The sequence below is a fragment of the Microbacterium sp. MYb72 genome (assembly GCF_002979415.1).
Taxonomy (GTDB): Bacteria; Actinomycetota; Actinomycetes; order Actinomycetales; family Microbacteriaceae; genus Microbacterium; species Microbacterium natoriense.
This window is the reverse complement of sequence record NZ_PCOT01000006.1, coordinates 57,997-76,272: the sequence shown is the minus strand read 5'-3', so window position 1 is coordinate 76,272 and position 18,276 is coordinate 57,997. Positions and strand designations below refer to the sequence as shown.

Annotated in this window: 15 protein-coding genes; 6 read left to right on the top strand and 9 right to left on the bottom strand. The window is 71.0% G+C overall.

Going from position 1 to position 18,276, the window contains the following annotated elements:
* Window positions 1-12 precede the first annotated feature (12 nt).
* The 5 genes from CQ047_RS04875 to CQ047_RS04860 all read right to left on the bottom strand — a co-directional run bounded on the left by CQ047_RS04875 (window position 13) and on the right by CQ047_RS04860 (window position 7,253).
* Window positions 13-2,880: a LuxR family transcriptional regulator gene (locus tag CQ047_RS04875; protein ID WP_181155835.1), complete on the bottom strand. Its 2,868-nt coding sequence runs from the start codon at window positions 2,878-2,880 to the stop codon at window positions 13-15.
* Between the two features lie 56 nt (window positions 2,881-2,936).
* A complete protein-coding gene (locus tag CQ047_RS18800) occupies window positions 2,937-3,158 on the bottom strand; it encodes a hypothetical protein (RefSeq protein ID WP_181155834.1) in 222 nt (73 codons plus the stop codon).
* A 93-nt stretch (window positions 3,159-3,251) separates the two neighbouring features.
* Complete coding sequence (locus CQ047_RS04870; protein WP_105673162.1) at window positions 3,252-4,487, bottom strand: CdaR family transcriptional regulator; 1,236 nt, start codon at window positions 4,485-4,487, stop codon at window positions 3,252-3,254.
* A 61-nt stretch (window positions 4,488-4,548) separates the two neighbouring features.
* Complete coding sequence (locus tag CQ047_RS04865; protein ID WP_105673161.1) at window positions 4,549-5,781, bottom strand: amidohydrolase family protein; 1,233 nt, start codon at window positions 5,779-5,781, stop codon at window positions 4,549-4,551.
* Window positions 5,778-7,253 carry a peptide MFS transporter gene (locus CQ047_RS04860; protein ID WP_181155833.1) on the bottom strand — a complete coding sequence of 492 codons (1,476 nt, stop codon included), beginning with the start codon at window positions 7,251-7,253 and terminating at the stop codon, window positions 5,778-5,780. The genes CQ047_RS04865 and CQ047_RS04860 overlap by 4 nt, the downstream gene beginning before the upstream one ends.
* Before the next feature lie 161 nt (window positions 7,254-7,414).
* Here CQ047_RS04860 and CQ047_RS04855 point away from each other — a divergent pair, with 161 nt between their 5' ends.
* Window positions 7,415-8,605 carry a Xaa-Pro peptidase family protein gene (locus tag CQ047_RS04855; RefSeq protein WP_105673159.1) on the top strand — a complete coding sequence of 397 codons (1,191 nt, stop codon included), beginning with the start codon at window positions 7,415-7,417 and terminating at the stop codon, window positions 8,603-8,605.
* Entirely contained in the window at window positions 8,602-9,489 is an 888-nt protein-coding gene (locus CQ047_RS04850) for an alpha/beta fold hydrolase (protein WP_105673158.1), read from the top strand. The genes CQ047_RS04855 and CQ047_RS04850 overlap by 4 nt, the downstream gene beginning before the upstream one ends.
* Before the next feature lie 2 nt (window positions 9,490-9,491).
* Here CQ047_RS04850 and CQ047_RS04845 read toward each other — a convergent pair whose 3' ends face one another.
* Genes CQ047_RS04845 through CQ047_RS04830 form a run of 4 tightly spaced genes read right to left on the bottom strand, consistent with a single transcriptional unit; the run spans window position 9,492 to window position 13,818 of the window.
* The gene (locus CQ047_RS04845) at window positions 9,492-10,757 is read right to left on the bottom strand and encodes a Gfo/Idh/MocA family protein (protein WP_105673157.1); all 1,266 of its coding nucleotides are present in this window, start codon (window positions 10,755-10,757) and stop codon (window positions 9,492-9,494) included.
* Window positions 10,754-11,572 carry a carbohydrate ABC transporter permease gene (locus CQ047_RS04840; protein ID WP_105673156.1) on the bottom strand — a complete coding sequence of 273 codons (819 nt, stop codon included), beginning with the start codon at window positions 11,570-11,572 and terminating at the stop codon, window positions 10,754-10,756. Before CQ047_RS04840 ends, CQ047_RS04845 begins: the two co-directional genes overlap by 4 nt.
* Window positions 11,569-12,492, bottom strand: coding sequence for a carbohydrate ABC transporter permease (locus tag CQ047_RS04835; protein WP_105673155.1), 924 nt, complete (start codon window positions 12,490-12,492; stop codon window positions 11,569-11,571). Before CQ047_RS04835 ends, CQ047_RS04840 begins: the two co-directional genes overlap by 4 nt.
* A 3-nt stretch (window positions 12,493-12,495) precedes the next feature.
* A complete protein-coding gene (locus tag CQ047_RS04830) occupies window positions 12,496-13,818 on the bottom strand; it encodes an ABC transporter substrate-binding protein (protein ID WP_105673154.1) in 1,323 nt (440 codons plus the stop codon).
* A 126-nt stretch (window positions 13,819-13,944) separates the two neighbouring features.
* On the opposite strand from CQ047_RS04830, the gene CQ047_RS04825 reads away from it, so the two are divergent.
* The 4 genes from CQ047_RS04825 to CQ047_RS04810 all read left to right on the top strand — a co-directional run bounded on the left by CQ047_RS04825 (window position 13,945) and on the right by CQ047_RS04810 (window position 18,223).
* A complete protein-coding gene (locus CQ047_RS04825) occupies window positions 13,945-15,063 on the top strand; it encodes an ROK family transcriptional regulator (protein ID WP_105673153.1) in 1,119 nt (372 codons plus the stop codon).
* Between the two features lie 95 nt (window positions 15,064-15,158).
* Window positions 15,159-16,445, top strand: a complete 1,287-nt coding sequence (locus tag CQ047_RS04820; RefSeq protein ID WP_105673152.1) for a glycoside hydrolase family 16 protein — start codon at window positions 15,159-15,161, stop codon at window positions 16,443-16,445.
* Between the two features lie 53 nt (window positions 16,446-16,498).
* The gene (locus tag CQ047_RS04815; RefSeq protein WP_105673151.1) at window positions 16,499-17,140 is read left to right on the top strand and encodes a hypothetical protein; all 642 of its coding nucleotides are present in this window, start codon (window positions 16,499-16,501) and stop codon (window positions 17,138-17,140) included.
* 45 nt (window positions 17,141-17,185) lie between these two features.
* On the top strand, window positions 17,186-18,223 hold the full coding sequence (locus CQ047_RS04810) for an aromatic acid exporter family protein (protein WP_105673150.1): 1,038 nt from the start codon (window positions 17,186-17,188) through the stop codon (window positions 18,221-18,223).
* Window positions 18,224-18,276: the final 53 nt, after the last annotated feature.

Sequence of the window (18,276 nt, the reverse complement as noted above, 5' to 3'; positions counted from 1 at the left end):
GCCGGCCCGACGTCAGCGGCTGACGAGATCACCCGCGGCGAGTGAGCGCTGAGCCACCACGGCGGCCTCCGTGCGCGTGCTCACGCCGAGCTTGCGCAGCACCGCCGACACGTGCACGCTCACCGTCTTGACGCTGATGAAGAGCCGCTCGCCGATCTGCCTGTTGCTGAGCCCCTCGGCGATCAGGTCGAGCACCTGGTGCTCTCGCGCGGTCAGCGCATCGGCATCCGACGCCGCACTCGTGCCGAGCCCCGCGGCCGCAGCGAAGGCCGCGACGGAGGACTGCAGCTGCACGTGACCGAGCTCCTCGGCGATCTCGGCCGCCCTGCCCAGAAGGGCGGCGGCTTCGACGCGGTCGCCCGCGGAGACGAGCAGGCGTGCGAGCGCGAGTCGGGTGACCGCGCGGAACACGACCGGCACGTCGTCGCCGTCGGCGAGTGCGATCGCCGCGCGGAGACCGGACGTGCTCGGCGCGAGCAGCGCGTCGAGGAGAGCAGACCAGGAGTCGCCCCTGAGCTGCTCGCCCTGCGCATCCCAGGCCGCGCGCACGGCGGCGACGGCGGCGGTCACGTCGACGCCCTGTGCCCGCAGCTCGGCGATGATCCATCCCGACTGCAGCATGAGGCGCCGCTGGTGCAGCAGCACGGGGCCGTCGTCGCGGAGCATCGCGAGGATCGCATCGAGCGCGCCGGGGAGATCGCCCCTGCTCTCGGCGACCGCGACCGTCATGACGGTGATGTCGTACCAGATCTGCCGCTCGACGGTCCCCGTCTCCTGGAACGCGGACAACGACTCGTTCAGCAGCTCGGCAGCCTCCTCGTGCCGCCCGCGCCACGACAGCACCCGCACGCGCGTCATCGTGGTGTACATGCGGAACACCCGCAGCGTGTTCTGCGAGAGCTCGCGGCGGAGCATCTCCTCTACGCGCTCGATCTCGCCGAGCTCGAGCAGCGGCACGGCCATGTTCTGCGTCATCACCGAGCCGGAGGTGCGCTCGACGCCGAAGGTGCGCGACCGCGCCAGCCCCTCTTCCGCGAGCGCGACGGCCTCGCGGTACCGGCCGAGCAGCGTCAGCAGATCGGAGTAGTTCACGCGGTAGCGCAGCTCGGCGGTCGAGCCTTTGGCGAGGGTGCGGGCGAGCTCGTACTCGCGGGCGCCGACGTCGAGGTCTCCGCCGTGGGCCGAGGAGGCCGCACGCACGTTCGCGGCGATCGAGGCCTCGTCATCGGACCCCGCGCGGGCCGCGAACTCCCCGGCCTCGACGCCGAGCGCGTACCCGCGGTCGAGGTCGCCGGCGATCATGTACCTGCTCGCGAGGTTGTTGAGGATCGTCGCGCGCAGTCGGTCGTCGTCGACCCTCCCGTCGAGCACCGCCAGGGATTCGTGCAGCAGCGCGATCGCGCCTGGCCGCCCGAGGTTCATCGTGTAGTACGCCTTGTCGCGCAGCAGCCGCGCGTGCAGACGAGGATCGACGACGGCCGGATCGAGCTCGCCGAGAGCCACGTTCACGACGGCGAGCGCGCGTTCGCCGTCTCCGGCGTTGCGCAGGATCGACCCCAGCACCAGCAGCAGGTCGAGCCGATCGATGTGCGCGGCCTCCGCGGCATCCGGAACCTGCGCCCACAGGCCGAGCGCCAGCTCGCCGAACCGCGCCGCACTCGCGAAGGCGAACCGGGCCTTCGCATGGCGCATGGCGTCGACGGCGGCGATCAGCGCCCTTCGGTCGTCTTGCGCGAGCTGCCAGTGGTACGCGAGGGCCGCGGCATCGGCGCTGTCGCTGCCGTCGCACTGCGCCTCCAGCGTCTCGGCGTACGCCCGATGCAGCCGCGCGCGCTCACCGGGGAGGAGGTCGTCGTGCACGGCCTCTCGCAGCAGCGCGTGACGGAAGCGGTAGTCGTCGTCTGCGACCACGAGGATGCCGCTGCGCGTCGCCTCCCGCACGGCCTCGTCGAGCCGGTCGTCGGGCACGGTGGCGAGCTCGACCAGCAGCGGATGGGACAGCGGACGCTCGGCGCCGGACGCCACCTGGACCACGCGGCGGGCGTCGTCGGAGAGGCGGTCGAACCTCGCGAGCAGCAGATCGCGCAGCCCGTCGGGGAGAGGGCCCTTCGAGCATCCGGCGATCTCCTCCACGAAGAACGGCACCCCCTCGGCCCGCTCCTGGATGCGGTCGAGAGCCAGCGCGCTCAGGGCATGGCCGGTGATCTGCTCGGCGATCTCCCGCACGGCGTCGATGTCGAGGCGCTCCAGGGAGACGCGCTCGAGGAGTCGCGCCCTGGTGGCCTCGCCGATGAAGCGGCTCACCGCGTCGCCGCGGCGCACATCGTCGGAGCGGCAGGTCAGCAGGAGGAGGATGCGCCCCCGCCCGAGGGCGCGCAGCAGGAAGGAGAGGATCGCGAGGGTGGATTCATCGGCCCAGTGCAGGTCTTCGACGACGAGAACCTGCGGAGCGCGTTCGGACGCGCACTCGATGATGCTCGCGATCGCGTCGCGCAGCCGCTCGGGGCTCGTGCTCGCCCTGTCGTCGGACGTGGAGGCGAGCTCGGGCAGCAGCATGCCCAGCGCGTCGGCGCCGGCCCCGACGACCTCGCGCACCCGCTCGACGCCGACCGTCTGCACGATCGAGCGCAGGATGCCGGTGAGCGGACCGTACGGAGAGCGCGCGGTGCCGAGATCGAGACACCAGCCGACGTGGATGTCGGCCCGGTTCTCGATCTCGTCGGCGAACTCGCGCAGCAGCCGGGACTTGCCGATGCCCGCCTCACCCTCGACGAGGAGGGCGGTCGGCACCCCGCCGCTCGCGCGCTCGAAGAGCAGGCGCACGTGCGCGAGATCGGCGTCGCGGCCGACCATCGGAACGCTCGGAGCGAGAGGGGGCATGGACTCATCGTGCCACTCCCGTCGGACATCCGGGGCTGCTGTCGGCAGAACGATCGTCACCGTGCGGCGACCGGCTCGCAGGTCGTCGGCGACGGGCGCTGCGCACGCGTGCGCGAACCCGCGGCGAGACGACCCAGCATCCGCCGGATCACGCCCTGCGGGCGGGCGACGATCTGATCGGCGTGCTCGGCGATGAACCGCGCGCGCTCGGCGGAGCGCTCCATCTGCTCCTGCTCGAACCGGGTGATCTGCTGGCTGAGGTACGGGTGCTCGTACATGGGGGTTCTCCTCTGTGGGTGTATGCCTACACTCCGCTCTGAGGCGGGACCCCGGCATCGGGCACCTTCCCTATCTTTCGGACGGGGGGGTGCCTAGGCGCGTCCGTCTCCCGAACCGGGGGCGCCCCCGGCCGCGCTCGTGACACGGCGCTGACGCACCCAGGCGCCGATGATGAAGCGCGCGTCGTCGCTCTCGAGATCCACGCCGATCGACTCCGCCGCGCGCGCGAGCCGGTAGTACACGGTCGCGCGGTGCACGCCCAGCCGATCGGCCAGATCGGCGGCCCTGGCGCCGTGCGCGACGTACGCCTCGAACAGGGCGAGGACGTCGGGGGGCGCGTCGGCGAGACGGCGCAGCGGCTCGGGGAGCAGGTGGGCAGGCGGCTCAGCCGCGAGGAGCGTGACGATCGACGCGGCGACCGGATCGGCGGTCCACGACGCGGACCTGCTCTCGCGCGATCGCGCGACGCGCACGGCGACCAGAGCCTGCTCGTACGACTCCCAGCTCAGCGAGAGCTCGCCCACCGGGGAACCCACCCCCAGGACCCCCTGGAGCGGCTCGCTCACGTCGGCCGCATCCGTCTCCCTGATGATGGCCGCCACGACGTTCTCCATCGCCTCACGAGTCGGCTCGTTCCGGAAGCCGAGGAGGATCAGCGCCTCGGGCGACGTCGGCACGAAGCTGTACGCGTCGATCATGGGGGTCGTGATCGCCCGGAGCAGCGCCCGCGAGATCACCTCCCTCGACGGAGGGCCGTCCCAGGGAGACCACTCGGCGCTCAGGGACAGGCAGAGCGCGACGAAGTGGCGCGAACGGGTGAACATGCCCAGATCGAGGAGCTCGTCCGCCGCCCTCCGACGGCTCGGCTCATCGGGGGCGAGGAGGCCGAGCATCTCCGATTCGACCTCGGCGTTGACCGCCGCGATCGACTGCGAGACGCTGACCAGGAGCGCCCGCAGCGTGTCGGCGGTCTCCAGCACGAGGAACGCCTCGCTCGGGGTGAGCGGCCGGGTGAGGGTGATCCAGAGGAACCCGAGCACCTCGTAGCGGGAGCGCACGGTGATCACCAGCCGCTCGTGCTCCATCCCGAGCTGCGGCTCGACGCCGAGCACCCGCGGGACGAGCTGCGCGTGCAGGCGCCACGCCCTCATCTCGACCACCAGCGCCGGCGCGGGACGACGTGCGGTGAGGGTGTGCAGTCTGGCGGGATCGAGATCGTCGAAGTGCGCGCTGCTGGCGAGCAGGGTCCACTCGGCATCCTCCAGCACCACCGACCGCTGCAGCGCCATCGCCAGCCGATCGACGGTCTCCTGAACGGCGTCGAACATCGCACCTCCGCTCCCCGACCGGCGGGACGACTCCGATCCTACGCCGCGCTCGACGCCGCCGTCACTCGACGATCCGCCCGCCCTTGAGCACGGCGGCGACGTCGGTGAAGCGCCCGATCTCGTCGAGGTGAGCGCCGGGGACCGCCACCAGATCGGCGAAGCGTCCAGGGGCGACCGCGCCGACGTCCGCAGAGCGTCCGAGGCACTCCGCCGCGACGCTCGTCGCCGACTGCAGCGCCTGCATGGGCGTCATGCCCGCCTCCACGAACTCCGGCAGCTGACCGGCGTTGCGCCCGTGCGGGAAGACGATGGCATCCGTGCCGTAGGCGATGCGCACCCCGGCCTCGACCGCGAGGCGCACGGCGGCCCGTGCCGACGTCCCGACGCTCGCGGTCTTCTCGCGCACGCCGATCGGATGCTCCTCGCGCTCGGCGTGCTCCTCCACCCAGTTCAGCAGGTAGGTGGTCGGCACGTAGTAGGTGCCGTGCTCGATCATCGCCGACATCGCCGTGTCGCCGAGCATGGTCCCGTGCTCGATCGTGCGGGCGCCGGCGCGGATGGCGCGCAGCGCACCCTCCTCCCCGTGCGCGTGAGCAGCGACGTAGAGGCCGTACAGCGCCGCCTCGTCGACGCAGGCGCGCAGCTCCTCCTCGGTGTACTCGGGCGCACCGGGCACCGTGCCCGAGGCGTACACCGCACCGGTCGCGATGATCTTGATCACATCGGCGCCCCGATGGGCGATGCGGCGCACGGCCGAGCGCACCTCGTCGACGGAGTCGGCGACGCCGAAGCGGAAGGACGTGGGCAGCGGGATGTCGAGGGCGAGGTCCGTGATCTCGCCGCCGCCGGAGCTGCACGTGACGTAGGCGCCCGCGCAGACCATGCGGGGCCCCTCGCAGATCCCGGAGTCGATCGCGTCGCGCAGATCGCAGTCGACGAAGGCGCGGAAGCTGCCCACGTCGCGGACGGTCGTGAAGCCCGCGCGCAGCGTCGCCCTGGCGTGGCGCACCCCCAGCAGCGCATCGCGCGCGGGGGAGCCGGTGAGGTACGGGCTGTAGCTGCCGCGCTCCAGCTCGCCGATCAGATGGGTGTGCAGGTCGATCATCCCCGGAGCGACCAGGTGGTCGCTGAGGTCGAGCACGTGCTCGCCGCCGTGCCGGGAGGGCGACCAGGGCTCGACCGCGGCGATCCTCTCGCCGTCCAGCACGATCGCGTGGTCGGCGAGCACCTCTCCGGCGAGCACGTCGGCGACCGCTCCGGCGCGGATCACCCTGATGTCCGTCGCCGCGCTCATCGGACGACCTCCACACCCTCGACCGCGACGAGTCTTCGGCCGAAGCCGATGCGCACGACGATCATCGCGACGGCGACGGCGGCGCCCACGATCGCGAACGCGGCGAAGTAGCCGGTCTCGTTCTCGCCCGGCACGAACCCCTCGCCGGTCACGCCGGCCGCGGCGATCCCCATGGCGACCGCGAGGTAGTGCACCGAGAGCATCCTGGTCTCGAACCCCGGGGGTGCGACGGCCGTCGCGAGGGACAGGCCGGAGGGGGAGACCACGACGTCGGAGGCGCCGAAGACGAACACGATGAAGACGAGGACGATGATCGGCGTGAGCCCTCCGGCTCCCGAGGCGACGGCGAGCCACCCCATGCCGATGGCGCATCCGGCGAACGCGACCGCGAACTTCACGGCGAGGGAGGGCTGGCGATCGCCGAGCCGACCCCACACCGCGGCGAGGATCGGCGCCACGAGGATCGTGCAGAGGGGAGCGATGCCGAGCACCGTGGACGGCGGCAGCTCCACGCCGAACACGACGCGGTCCGTGCTGGCCTCGGAGTGGATCGCCACGGTCGTGTAGAGCTGCTGGTAGAGCATGGCGAACACGCCGGTCGCGACGAAGAACGGGAGGTAGCGGATGACCCGGCCCTTCTGCTCGCGGGTGAGATCGCGGCGCGAGAGCAGCTTCACCAGCGCTCCGACCGCGAGGACGAGGGCCCCGAGGCCGACGATCGTCGCGGGGTTGAACCCTGCCGCGACACTGCCCACCACCAGCGCGATCGCGAACGCCACCGCCGCGATCGGCCACGCGAGGGCCCAGCCGCGGACGCCGGCCACCGGGACGGGCGGCGCCGTCGCCTCGGTGCCGCGTCGGAACGGCAGGTAGATGAGGAGTCCGATCAGGATCGCCACGGCCGACGCGAGGAAGCCGAGTCGGAAGCCGACGGCCGACTGCAGCACGCCGCTGAGGGTGATGCCGATGAGCGCGCCCCCTGCACTGCCGAGGTAGTAGACCGTGAAGCCCGCCTCCCGGTGCGACTCGTGCGCGTCGAGCGTGCCGCCCAGCACCACGCCCTCGCTCACCCACATCGAGGCGGCGCCGAACGCGATGGCGATGAGTCCGATCGTGAGCCCGATGGCGCCGGGGACGATCGCGAGGGTCAGGTAGCCGGCGAACGCGAGCACAGCGCCGTAGCGGAGTCCTCGCCCCGCGCCGAGCACGTTGTCGGCGAGCCACCCCATGAAGATGGTGGCGAGGAAGGTCGCGGCGCTCGACGTCGACACGATCGCGATCGCGACGGCCGGCTCGAGAGCCAGGCCCCCCTCGCTCGCGGAGAAGTACACGTAGTAGACGAGGATCGTCTGCATCCCGTAGAAGGAGAGGGCGTCGAAGCCGGCGAAACCCGCCACGGGGAACATGGTGCGAGGCAGGCCGAAGAACGTGCGCCCGACGGGTGGGGCGTCTGTCGTGCTGCTGAGGGTCATTGCGCCTCCATCGGAGCAGTGGTGCCGCCGCGCGGCTTCAGGGTTGTCGAGAGTCAATCCGATCCCCGAGGCGCCGAGGATCCGACAGGCGTCGGAATGTCCGGCGGAACCTGCGACAGATGTCGCCTCCACCGCCATGATCCACCCGCGACCATGGTCGGATGAGCATCGACGCAGATCTGCCCTTCACCCGAGACGAGTACGCCGATCGCCTGCGACGTCTGCGGGCGGCGATGGCCTCGGCCGACGTCTCCGTGGCGGTCCTCACCGCTCCGGACACGATGGCGTGGCTCACCGGCTACCGCAGCCGGTGGTACCGCCAGCACACGTCGACGTCGATGCCCCCGGCGCAGTGCGTGGTCCTCCACGTCGAGGAGGGCGCCCCGTTCCTCATCGAGGCCGGCTATCACGAGGAGCTCGCCCGCACGACGACCGTGCTCGACGACATCCGCACCCTCTCCACGACGGACGAGACCAGGGAGTCCACCCTCGGCGAGTACGTCGCCTTCCTCGCCGAGCAGCTGCGGCCGTGGGCGGGGAGCCGCGTCGGCATGGAGCGGTGGAGCTGCATCCCGAGTCCTGCCGTCGCCGACGTGGTCGACGAGATGCTCGACGGTCTCGGATGCCGGGTCGTCGACGTGACCCTGCCGTTCCGGGGCGTCCGGCGCCTCAAGAGCCCCGCGGAGATCGGGAAGATCGAGGCGGCGCAGCGCGCGGCGGATGCCGGCATCCGCGCGATCCTCTCCGAGGCGACGCCCGAGACGACCGAGCTCGAAGCCTGGGGCCTCTACTCCCTCGGCATGGTGCGCGCTGGGGGCGAGCCCGCCGTGCTGCACGAGACCGTCGCCGCAGGGTCCTCCGTGTCGGCGCTGCACCGGCTGAGCGGGCACACGCGCCTCGGCTCCGGACCGGTCGTCCACCCCGACATGGCGTCGGCCGTCGACGGCTATCACGCCCGCGCGACCAGGCCCCTGATGTTCGGCGCGCCGTCGGCGGAGCACATGCGGGAGGTCGCCGTCGCCGCAGAGGCCTACGAGATCCTCGCCGAGCACGGCAGGGTCGGCGAGCCCTGGCGGGTGCTGCTCGACGCGCTCCGACGCCACTTCGCCGACAGCGGCGTCGACGGGTCGGGAGCCGGAGGATACGAGCTCGGCCTCTCCGTCGCTCCGACGGACTGGGTGGGCGAGTTCTGCTGGTCTCTCGGGGATGACAGGGACGACGTGATCGAGGCGGGGCTCGTGACGAACTTCGAATCGTGGAACTCCCTGATCCTCGTCGACACGGTCGTGTTCGAGCAGGACGGCCCCCGCTTCCTCTCCTCCCTCCCCCGCGAGATCCTGGAGTTCTCGTGATCGGGGCGCCGTGGATCCGCGAGTTCGAGATGCCCGTCGTGCACGGGAGTCTGCGCGTGCGCGAGTGGGGCGACCCGCACGGTCCGCTGGTGGTGTTCCACCACGGGACCCCGAGCAGCTCGATCGCCGTGCCCGGCGGATGGAGCGGACCGGCATCGGCGGGTGTGCGGCTGTGCTCCTATGACCGCCAGGGCTACGGCGGCTCGCCGACCCTCCCCGGTCGGACGGTCGCGGATGCCGCGGACTGGAGCGCCCGCATCGCCGACGCCTGCGGGGCCGACCGCTTCGCCGTCATGGGCACCTCCGGCGGAGGCCCGCACGCCGTCGCGGCAGCGGCCCTGCTCCCCGACCGGGTGACGGCGCTCTGCGTCGACGTCGGGATCGGCCCGTCCGGGTTCGGCTTCGATGCGTCGAAAGGCATGGTGCCGGAGACACTCGCGGAGATCGACGCGGCACGGCGGGGCGAGACGGCGCTGCGTGCGTACGTGGAGTCGCTCGGCGACGGCGCGGACGCCCTGAGCGACTGGGTCGAGCGCCTGCCCCCGAGCGACCGCGAGGTGCTCGGCCGCGCAGACGTGCAGCATGAGGAGTCCGTCGAGGCCGACGAATGGGCGGCGCAGGGCGTCGAGGGCTGGATCGAGGACGATCTCGCCCTGTTCGCGCGCGCGTGGTCCTTCGACGCCGCGGCGATCACGGCGCCGACGCTCCTGGTGTACGGCGGAGCGGACGTGCTCGTGCCGTCCGCGCACGGAGAGGCCTGGCTCGCGCTGATCCCCCACGCGGAGCTGCGGATCGTCGCGGGCGGCGGGCACTGGCTGCGCGATCACGAGGTCAGCGCCCTGCGCTGGTGCGCAGCGCAGGGCGCGGCGGCTCCCGTCGTCTGAGCTCAGTGCGCGGGAACGGGCATCACCGTGTTGCTCCGGCGCGCCTCCTCAGCGAGCCACACGATCCGGTGCGTGGCGAGGCTCTCGGCCGGTCCGGAGAGCAGCAGCGACCTGTCCCCCGTGCGCACGGCCGCGAGGAAGGCCTGGACCAGCGCGTCGTCGGCGCCGCCGTGGCCGTCGGCCGCGCTCGCCGCCCCGCGGGACTCGGGCACGACCTCGTACTTCTCGTCGCGCACGAAGTCGTGCACGAGCAGCGACCTGCCGTCGCCCTCGATGCTCCCCGACGTGCCGAAGAGGCGCGTCTTGCGGAAGTCCAGTTCGGTGAACGCGGTCACGGTGAAGGATGCCGTCACCCCGCCGCTGTACTCGATGTTCACGACCTGATGGTCGACGACGTCGTTCTGGCCGTCGAACACGCATCGTCCGTACGGGCCGCCGCGGAGCGCGCGCTCCACCCCCTCAGGGGTGACGTCGGTCGTCAGCACCGCGAGCGGCCAGCGCTCGAACGTCTCGTCACCGAGGAAGCCGCGGTAGATCGTCGTCGCGGAGTACGCGCAGGAGTTCTGCAGCGGGCAGTCGAGGCACCGCGCCGTGGCGTCGGCCGGCTTGTTCTCCGGCCGGAAGTGCAGGAGGCTCCCGAACGACGACACGCGCTCGGCCGGGAGACCGACGATGTACGAGAGCCAGTCGATGTCGTGGCTGCTCTTGGTGAGCAGCATCGGCCCCGACTCCTCCTCGCGGGCCCAGTTGCCCCGCACGTACGAGTGCGCGAAGTGCCACCAGCCGATCGGCTCGAGGTGCTCGACCGACACCAGCCGGCCGATCGCGCCGTCGTCGAGCAGCCGCTTGAGGGTGTGCGAGTAGTCCGAGTACCGCATGACGTGGCACACCGCGAGCATCACCCCTGCGGCATCCGCGGCGGCGACGATGCGGCTCGACTCCTCCTCCGTGGGGGCGATCGGCTTCTCCAGGAGGAGGTGGTACCCGGCTCCGGCGAGGCCGATCGCGGGCTCGGCGTGCAGGCGGTCCGGCGTGGAGACGACCACGGCATCCGCGATCCTCTCCTCCCGCGCGGCGAGGTCCTGCCAGGTGCCGAAGCACTCGATCGGCTGATCGGCGAACTCGGCGAGGAACACCCGCAGCCTCTCCGCATCCGGCTCCACCACGGCGGTGATCGTCGCCCCGTCCGCGACGGCTCGGCGCGCGTATCCGGTCCCGCGCGATCCGGCTCCGACGATCGCGAGACGGAGGGGGGCGTGGGCGGTCATTTGAGGGCTCCTTGCACGAGGCCGGCGACGAACTTTCGCTGGAAGATGAAGTAGAGGACGACGATCGGCGCGATCACGATGATCGTCCCGGCCGCGAGCAGCGGGATGTTCTCCCCGTACTGCTGCACGAACGTGCCCAGCCCGGACGGGGCCGTGCGGCGCGAGGGATCGCGGATGAGGATGAGCGCGAGGAGGAACTGGTTCCACGCCCACATGAACGTCAGCAGCGCGTACGTGATGATGGCGGGCTTGGCGCCGGGGATCAGGATCTGCACCAGGGTGCGGAACCGACCGGCGCCGTCCAGCTGGGCGGCCTCGATGATCTCGGCGGGCACGGATTCGAAGTGCGTCCGCATCCAGAAGATCCCGAACGGCATGAACGCTCCGACCAGGGGGAGGATGACCGCCCAGTACGTGTCGATCAGGCCGGTCGACCTCATCGAGAAGTACAGCGGCACGACGATCGCCTCGTACGGGAGCGTGAGCCCCGCGATGAAGAAGGCGAACAGCACGCCCTTCGCCGGCATCCTCATCGTGCCCATCGCGTAGCCGGCGAGCGTCGCGCACACCACCGAGATCGGGACGACCACGACCGCGATGATCGCGCTCGATGCGAGGAGGGATCCGAAGCCGGCCATGCTCCACGCCGTGGCGAAGTTGCCCCACTGCGGATCGCTGGGCCAGGTGAGTCGGGGGACGAGCGTGTCGGCCGGCTGGAGAGCCGCGGACACCAGCGCGAGGAACGGGATGACGACGCTGAGCACGGCGACGAGCAGGAACACCGCCGACAGCACGCGGGAGGCGGGAGATCTCATGCGCTGCGCCTTCCCACTCGGCCGATCACGGCGACGAAGACGAGGATGATCGCGCTCAGCACCGTCGCGAGGGCGCAGGCGAGCCCGACCTCGTTCGAGGTGAAGACGAGCTTGTAGATCAGCACGCCGGGGACGATCGTCTGATCGCCGGGGCCGCCGCCGGTGGTGACGTAGACGATGTCGAAGCTCGCGAGGGCGGAGATCAGCGTCACCGTGACGGCCACGACGATCTCTGCGCGCACCCCTGGCACCGTGACGTGCCAGAACTGGCGGATCGGTCCGCAGCGGTCGAGTCGCGCCGCCTCGTAGAGCGAGGGGTCGATCTTCTGGATGCCGGCGAGCAGGAGCATCATGCACAGTCCGGTCGTGACCCAGGTGCCGATGATGCCGACGGCGGGGTACGCCCAGGTGAAGTCGCCGAGCCACGCCCTCGCGACATCGCCGAGGCCGATGGCGGTCAGGAACTGGTTGATCGGACCGTCTGCCGCGTAGAGATAGCGCCACACGACGCCGACGGCCACCAGCGGGAGGATCTGCGGCAGGAAGAGCACGGTGCGGACGAACCCGGAGCCGCGCCTCGGGCGCGCGGCGATGACCGCCGCGATGATGAGACCGAGCACGAGCGGGAACGCGGTGTAGAACACGATGAATCCGAGGCCGTTGCGCAGGGCGACGAGGAGCCGGTCGTCCGTGAACACGCGGAGGTAGTTCTCGATGCCGGCCCAGGTGGCGGCCCCGATCCCGTCCCAGTTCCAGAAGGAGAGCCAGATGCTCTGCACCCAGGGGGCGATCGTGAACGTGCCGTAGAAGACGAACGCCGGGAGCAGGTACAGGAGCGAGCTCCACCCTCGGCGGGGCCGACGGGAGGGGCCGGCCGTGAGACCGGACCCCTCCCGCCGGGGAGACAGCGACGTGGTCATGGATCAGCCGGCGTGGGCGGCGGCCCAGTCGTCCTGGACCGAGGTGAGGAAGTCGTCGACCGAGGTCTGTCCGGCGATGAGCTTCTGCGTGCCGGCCTTGAGCGTGTCGTTCATGGTCGCCGTCGCGTTGTTGTTGAACGCCACGAGGCCGTTCGCCTCCGCGACCCGCGCCCAGGCCGCGACGATGTCGCCCTGCAGGGTTCCCTCGTCCGCCACCGCGACCGTCGGGTCATCGGGCATGAAGCCCTGCGCGAACTGCTGGGCGCTCGCCTCGGGAGACCGCAGGAAGTCCAGGAACGCCGCCGCCTCGTTCGGGTGCGCGCTCTTCGTGGAGATCGCGTAGGCGACCGAGGTGCCGATCCCCGTCACGTTCTTGCCGGGGAACGGGAGGAAGCCGGCATCCGCTCCCAGCCCCTCGGCGATCTTGCCGGCGTCCCAGATCCCGTCGACGAGGAACAGGCCCTTGCCCGCGATGAAGTTGTCGACGGCGCCCTGGAGGTCGGTGCCGTTCACCGTCGTCGGATCGCCGAGGTAGCCGGCCTTCTGCCAGGAGACGAGGGTGTCGACCGCGGTGCGGTTGGCGTCGGTGTCGAACGTCTCGCCCTTGTGGCCGAAGGCCCAGGCGTTGGCGTCGTCGGCTCCGCCCTCGCCCTGGCCGAGCAGCTGCACCACGAATGCCGCGTGCCCCTCCGCGTTGCCGAGCTGGACGGGGAGGATGCCGGAGCCCTGGGCCGCGGCGAGCGCGCTCTCGAAGTCGCCCAGGGTGGTGGGTGCGGTGATCCCGAGCTGCGCGGCCAGGGCCTTGTTGTAGTACGTGCCGACGAGCGAGAAGCCGGCGGGGGCCGCGTAGAGGTCTCCGCCTTCGCCGAGGGTGGAGCCGTCGTCGGCGACGCGCCACTGGTTGAGCTGGTTGGTGGGGAAGAAGTCGTTCCACCCGTAGAGGTCGGCGTAGTCGTCGAGGGGCAGGACGAGCTTGTTCTTGACGGTGTTCGCGACCGCGTTCAGGAGGACGATGTCGGGGGACTTGTCGCCTGCGAGGTTGAGGTTCACGCTCTGGTTGTAGTCGTCGTAGTTGGTCTGGGAGTACTCGATCGTGATGTTCGGGTGCTCCTTCTCGAAGGCGGCGATCGTGGCCTCGGTGGCCGCGCCGGACTCCGGCGTCGACATGAGCGTGAGGGTGATGTCGTCGTCGGTGAGCGTGGTGCTGGCGTCGACGGCGGCGCCGCCGCCGTTCGTCGCCGGTCCTGGCGCGCAGGCGGTGAGGGCGAGGCCGAGGAGGGCGCCGGCGGCGAGAGGCGCGAGCACGAGTCGGGTGCGTCGTTGCATGTGAGTGTCGCTTTCTGGTGAAGAAGGGGGAAAGGGTATTTCGCAACTCTCTGTTGTAATTCACAAGATAGGCCAGCCCCCTCGCACTGTCAAGCCGGGGTTGCCGGAATGTGATAGTCAGGACAGGTGACCACCCAGGCGCTCGGCACCGACCTCGCAGCGATGCGTCGGCTCAACGACCACGCGGTGCTGACCACCCTGTGGGACGCGTCCTCCCCGATGACGGCCAGCCAGCTGGCGACCTCGACCGGCCTGTCGCGCACGACGGTCGAGACCGTGCTGTCCGGGCTCGTCGAATCCGGCCTGGCCGACTCCGAGCAGCTGCGCCCGACGCGCGCCGGCCGCCCGGCGCGCGGGTACCGGTTCGCCGCCGATCAGGGCGTCGCCGTGGGGATCGACGTCGGCCCGCACGGCATCTCCGGCGTGGCCGGCGACCTGCGCGGAACGGTCAGCGCGGCCCACCGCCGCCAGGAGCACGACCTGTCGAGCGGAGAGCATGCGGCGGCCGCGATCATCGCGCTCGTGACCGAGCTGCTCGACGAGTCGACGACGGCATCCCACGAACTCGTCGCGCTCACCGTCGGCATCCCCGGCATCGTGGATGCGGACGGTCGCCCGGTGAAGACCACGGTGGTGCCCGACTGGCTGACCAGCGACATCGACGCGCAGCTGCGCGCCGCCTTCCCCGGCGCCAGGATCGCCTTCGACAACGACACCAAGCTCGCCGCACTCGCCGAGATCGAGCACGGATCGGTCGGGGCGGATGAGACCGCCGTGCTCCTGCGCATCGGGAACCGGATCTCCGCGGCATCCATCGTCGACGGCCGCGTCGCCCGAGGGGCGCACGGGGCTGCCGGTGAGATCGGAGCGCTCGGCAGGGTCGCGTGGCCGGAGGCGCAGCAGAGGCTGGCCGAGCGCGCCCCCGACGGCCTGGAGCAGCTGTTCACGGCCGCTGCGGCGCCCGGCACGGAGGGCGCGGATGCCGTCACCGGGTTCGCCGCCGACATCGCCGACGGCCTGGGCGCCCTGGTCCTCGCGATCGATCCGCACGTCGTCGTCGTCAGCAGCAGCATCCCCGGCGCCTCCGCGAGACTCGCGGCGGCACTGGGCTCCGAGCTCGCCGGACGGTCGCTCTTCCTCCCCGACGTGCGCACCTCCGCCCTCGGCGCGATCGCGCCGTCGGTCGGAGCGCTGGCCGTCAGCGCGGCGAGGGTGAAGGAACAGCTCTTCGCCCGCGAGTATTGACAATTACGCAAGAGTTCGGGTTAATTACCTCGCAGGACGGTGCGCACCGCACCGCGTCCACGCACTGATCACCGACGATCACCGAGGAGAACCCCATGTTCCATCGAAAGACATCCCGCGGCGCCGCCGCCGCAGCCGCGTTCGCCGTCGCTGTCACCGCGTTCACGCTCGCCTCCCCCGCCGCCTTCGCGGCCGACACCCCGCCGAATCCCGTCGACAAGCCGGGCTACACCCTCGACTTCAGCGAGGAGTTCACCGGTACGACGCTCGACACCTCGAAGTGGCTGCCGAACTACCTCCCGCACTGGGTGCCCGCCGCCGACATCGCCGACACGGCAGCGCGCTACACGATCTCGAACGGCACGATCAAGCTCCGCGTCGACCAGGACCAGCCGCCGTGGAACCCCGACCAGGACGGCACCGTCGTCTCGTCGGCGATCCAGACCTTCAACCAGAACAACTGGCACAAGTTCAACTCGTCGGCGGTGAACCGCAACAACCTGCCCACGTTCAACGGCTACTCCACGAAGTACGGCTACGTCGAGGTGCGCGCCAAGAACTCGAACGCCGGGGGCGGCGGGCACCAGGCCCTCTGGCTGGTCGGCACGAACACCACCGGCGGCCAGTCCGAGATCGACATGATCGAGACGTTCTTCAGCACCCCGAACAGCTGGCGCATCGCCGCCTACGGCTGGGGTGACCCGAACTTCCTCGGATCGTGGTCTCTCGACACCGTGCCCGTCTCGGGCTCTCCGACCACGGAGTTCCACATCTACGCCATGGACTGGACGCCGACCCAGCTGCGGTTCTACTACGACGGTCAGCTCGTGAAGACGCTCAACGACGCCCCGAACACCGCGATGGGCATCATCATGAACATCTACACCGGTGCGGGCTCCGGCCAGCCCAACAGCGTCTGGCCCAAGCAGTGGGAGGTCGACTACCTGCGCGTCTACAAGGACAACGCCGGATACTCGGAGGCCGTCTCCCCCACCTGGAAGCTCATCAACAACCGGCACAGGGCCGGCGCCGTCAACGTCGAGCCCAACGACGGCATCGTCCGCTTCGGCGAGGTCCCCAGCACCTACTGGAGCGCCCAGTGGGTGCCCGAGACCACGGCATCCGGCACCACCAAGTACCGCAACCGGTGGACCAACCAGTACCTCTACGTGAGCGGCTCGACCGTTCGCCACGGCACCGCGGCGACGGCGGGAACCGCCGCCGAATGGTCGACGCCGTCCGCCGGCAGCGGGTACACGCGCATCCAGAACGCCTCCGGCGCCCTGCACGTCGAGAACGGCACGGGCAGCGTCGAGTTCGGGAACGTGCCGACCACGTGGTGGTCGTCGCACTGGCAGCTCAACGCCGCTCCCGCCAACTGACCGACCGAGAGACCCGGGGAGGGCCGCACAGCCCTCCCCGGGAGGAGGAACCCATGCAGAGAACCACCGCGAAGGCCCTCGCCGTCCTCGTCTCGCTCGTGATCGGATCGGTCGCGCTGTCCGGATGCACGGACAGCGGCCCATCGACGGCATCCGATGGGTCAGCGGCCATGCCGAGCGCGAGCCCCACACCGCACTTCGACCCCGACGACACCCTGTGGACGATCGCGTCGACAGGGGAGCACCTGACCCTCGACGACCCCGACGTCCAGGCGCTGCAGCAGGTCGTCGCGCTGCACTCCGGAGCATCCGACAACCGGACCCCGAGCACGGTCGCCGACTCCGTCGCGGCGGAGGAGCGGTTCTTCTCGCCGCTCTTCCTCGACAAGCTGGCGGGCGAGGACTACGCGGATGCCGTCACGGCCATGTACGTCGACAACGACCTGTCGATCGCGCAGACCGGAGTGGCCTGGACCGCCTCGACGATCGACGCCGACCGGCAGCACGCGACCGTCGGATTTGAATCCCTCTTCACGATCGTCAGCGCCTCCGACGGCTTCCTGCACGAGCTCGGCGCCGACGCCGGAGACGAGTTCGCCCAGCCCCGCGAGTACACCCTGACGAAGGTCGAAGGCGCCTGGTTCATCGACGACATCGCGAAGGGCCCGCTGCGCGCCGCCGCCACGACCCCCTGAACGCGCTCGACAGGACGGATGCCGTCACCCGAGTAGCGTTGTGCCATGCGCATCCCCGTCGCGATCAGGGCCGCCAGGCGCTCACCCCTGCTGCAGGTGGTGAAGTCCGCCGCGGCGACCATCGCCGCGTGGCTCATCGCGGGGGCGATCTTCCCGGAGCAGCTGCCCGTGTTCGCGGCGATCGCCGCGCTGCTGGTCGTGCAGCCCAGCGTCAACCAGTCGCTGTCGAAGGCGCTCGAGCGCAGCATCGGCGTGATCGCCGGCGTCGTGATCGCGCTCGCGCTGGGCTGGCTGCTGGGCTCGCCCGCGTGGATCGTGCTGCTCGCGATCGTCGTCGCCATGCTCGTCGCCTGGGCCTTCCGCGCCTCCCCCGGCACCGGCAACCAGATCGCCATCTCGGCGATGCTCGTGCTGGCTCTCGGCTCGTCGACACCCGCCTACGCGCTGTCGCGCATCGTGGAGACGCTGATCGGCGTCGGCATCGGCATCGTCGTGAACGCCCTCATCGTGCCGCCCGTGCTCACCGGACCCGCACGGCGCGACCTCGGGCTCCTCGGCCGTGAGCTCGCCGCCTGCCTCGACCGTCTGGCCGCAGCCCTGCCCGCACCGCAGTCACCCGCCCGCCTGCAGGAGCTCATGCTCGAGGTGCGGCTGCTGCGGCCGATGAAGGATGCCGCCGAGGCCTCGATCGCCGCAGGAGAGGAGTCGCTCACCCTCAATCCGCGGCGCTCGGCCCATCGCGACGAGCTGCGGGAGATGCGCGCGCTGCTGGAGCGGCTGTCGCCGATCGTGACCCAGACCATCGGCATGACCCGCGCCTACTTCGACCACTACGACGACACGATCGGCGAGGAGCCCGCGGTGGCGGCGATCGCCGAGCAGCTGCGGCGCGCCGGCCACGACGTGCGCCTCGCCGTGCAGCTCGCGGAGGTCTCGCCGGAGCCGGAGGCGCTGACCTCGGCGATCCCTGCGCTCACCGCTCCGCTGGTGATCACACCGCCCTCCTCCGGTCACTGGATCCTCATCGGCTCGCTCATGGAGGATCTCCGCCGCATCCACGGCGAGCTCCTCGGCGAGGGCTGAGCGCGCCGTGTCGCGCCGACACGGGTGCGCCGACACGGTGATGCGGCGGCATC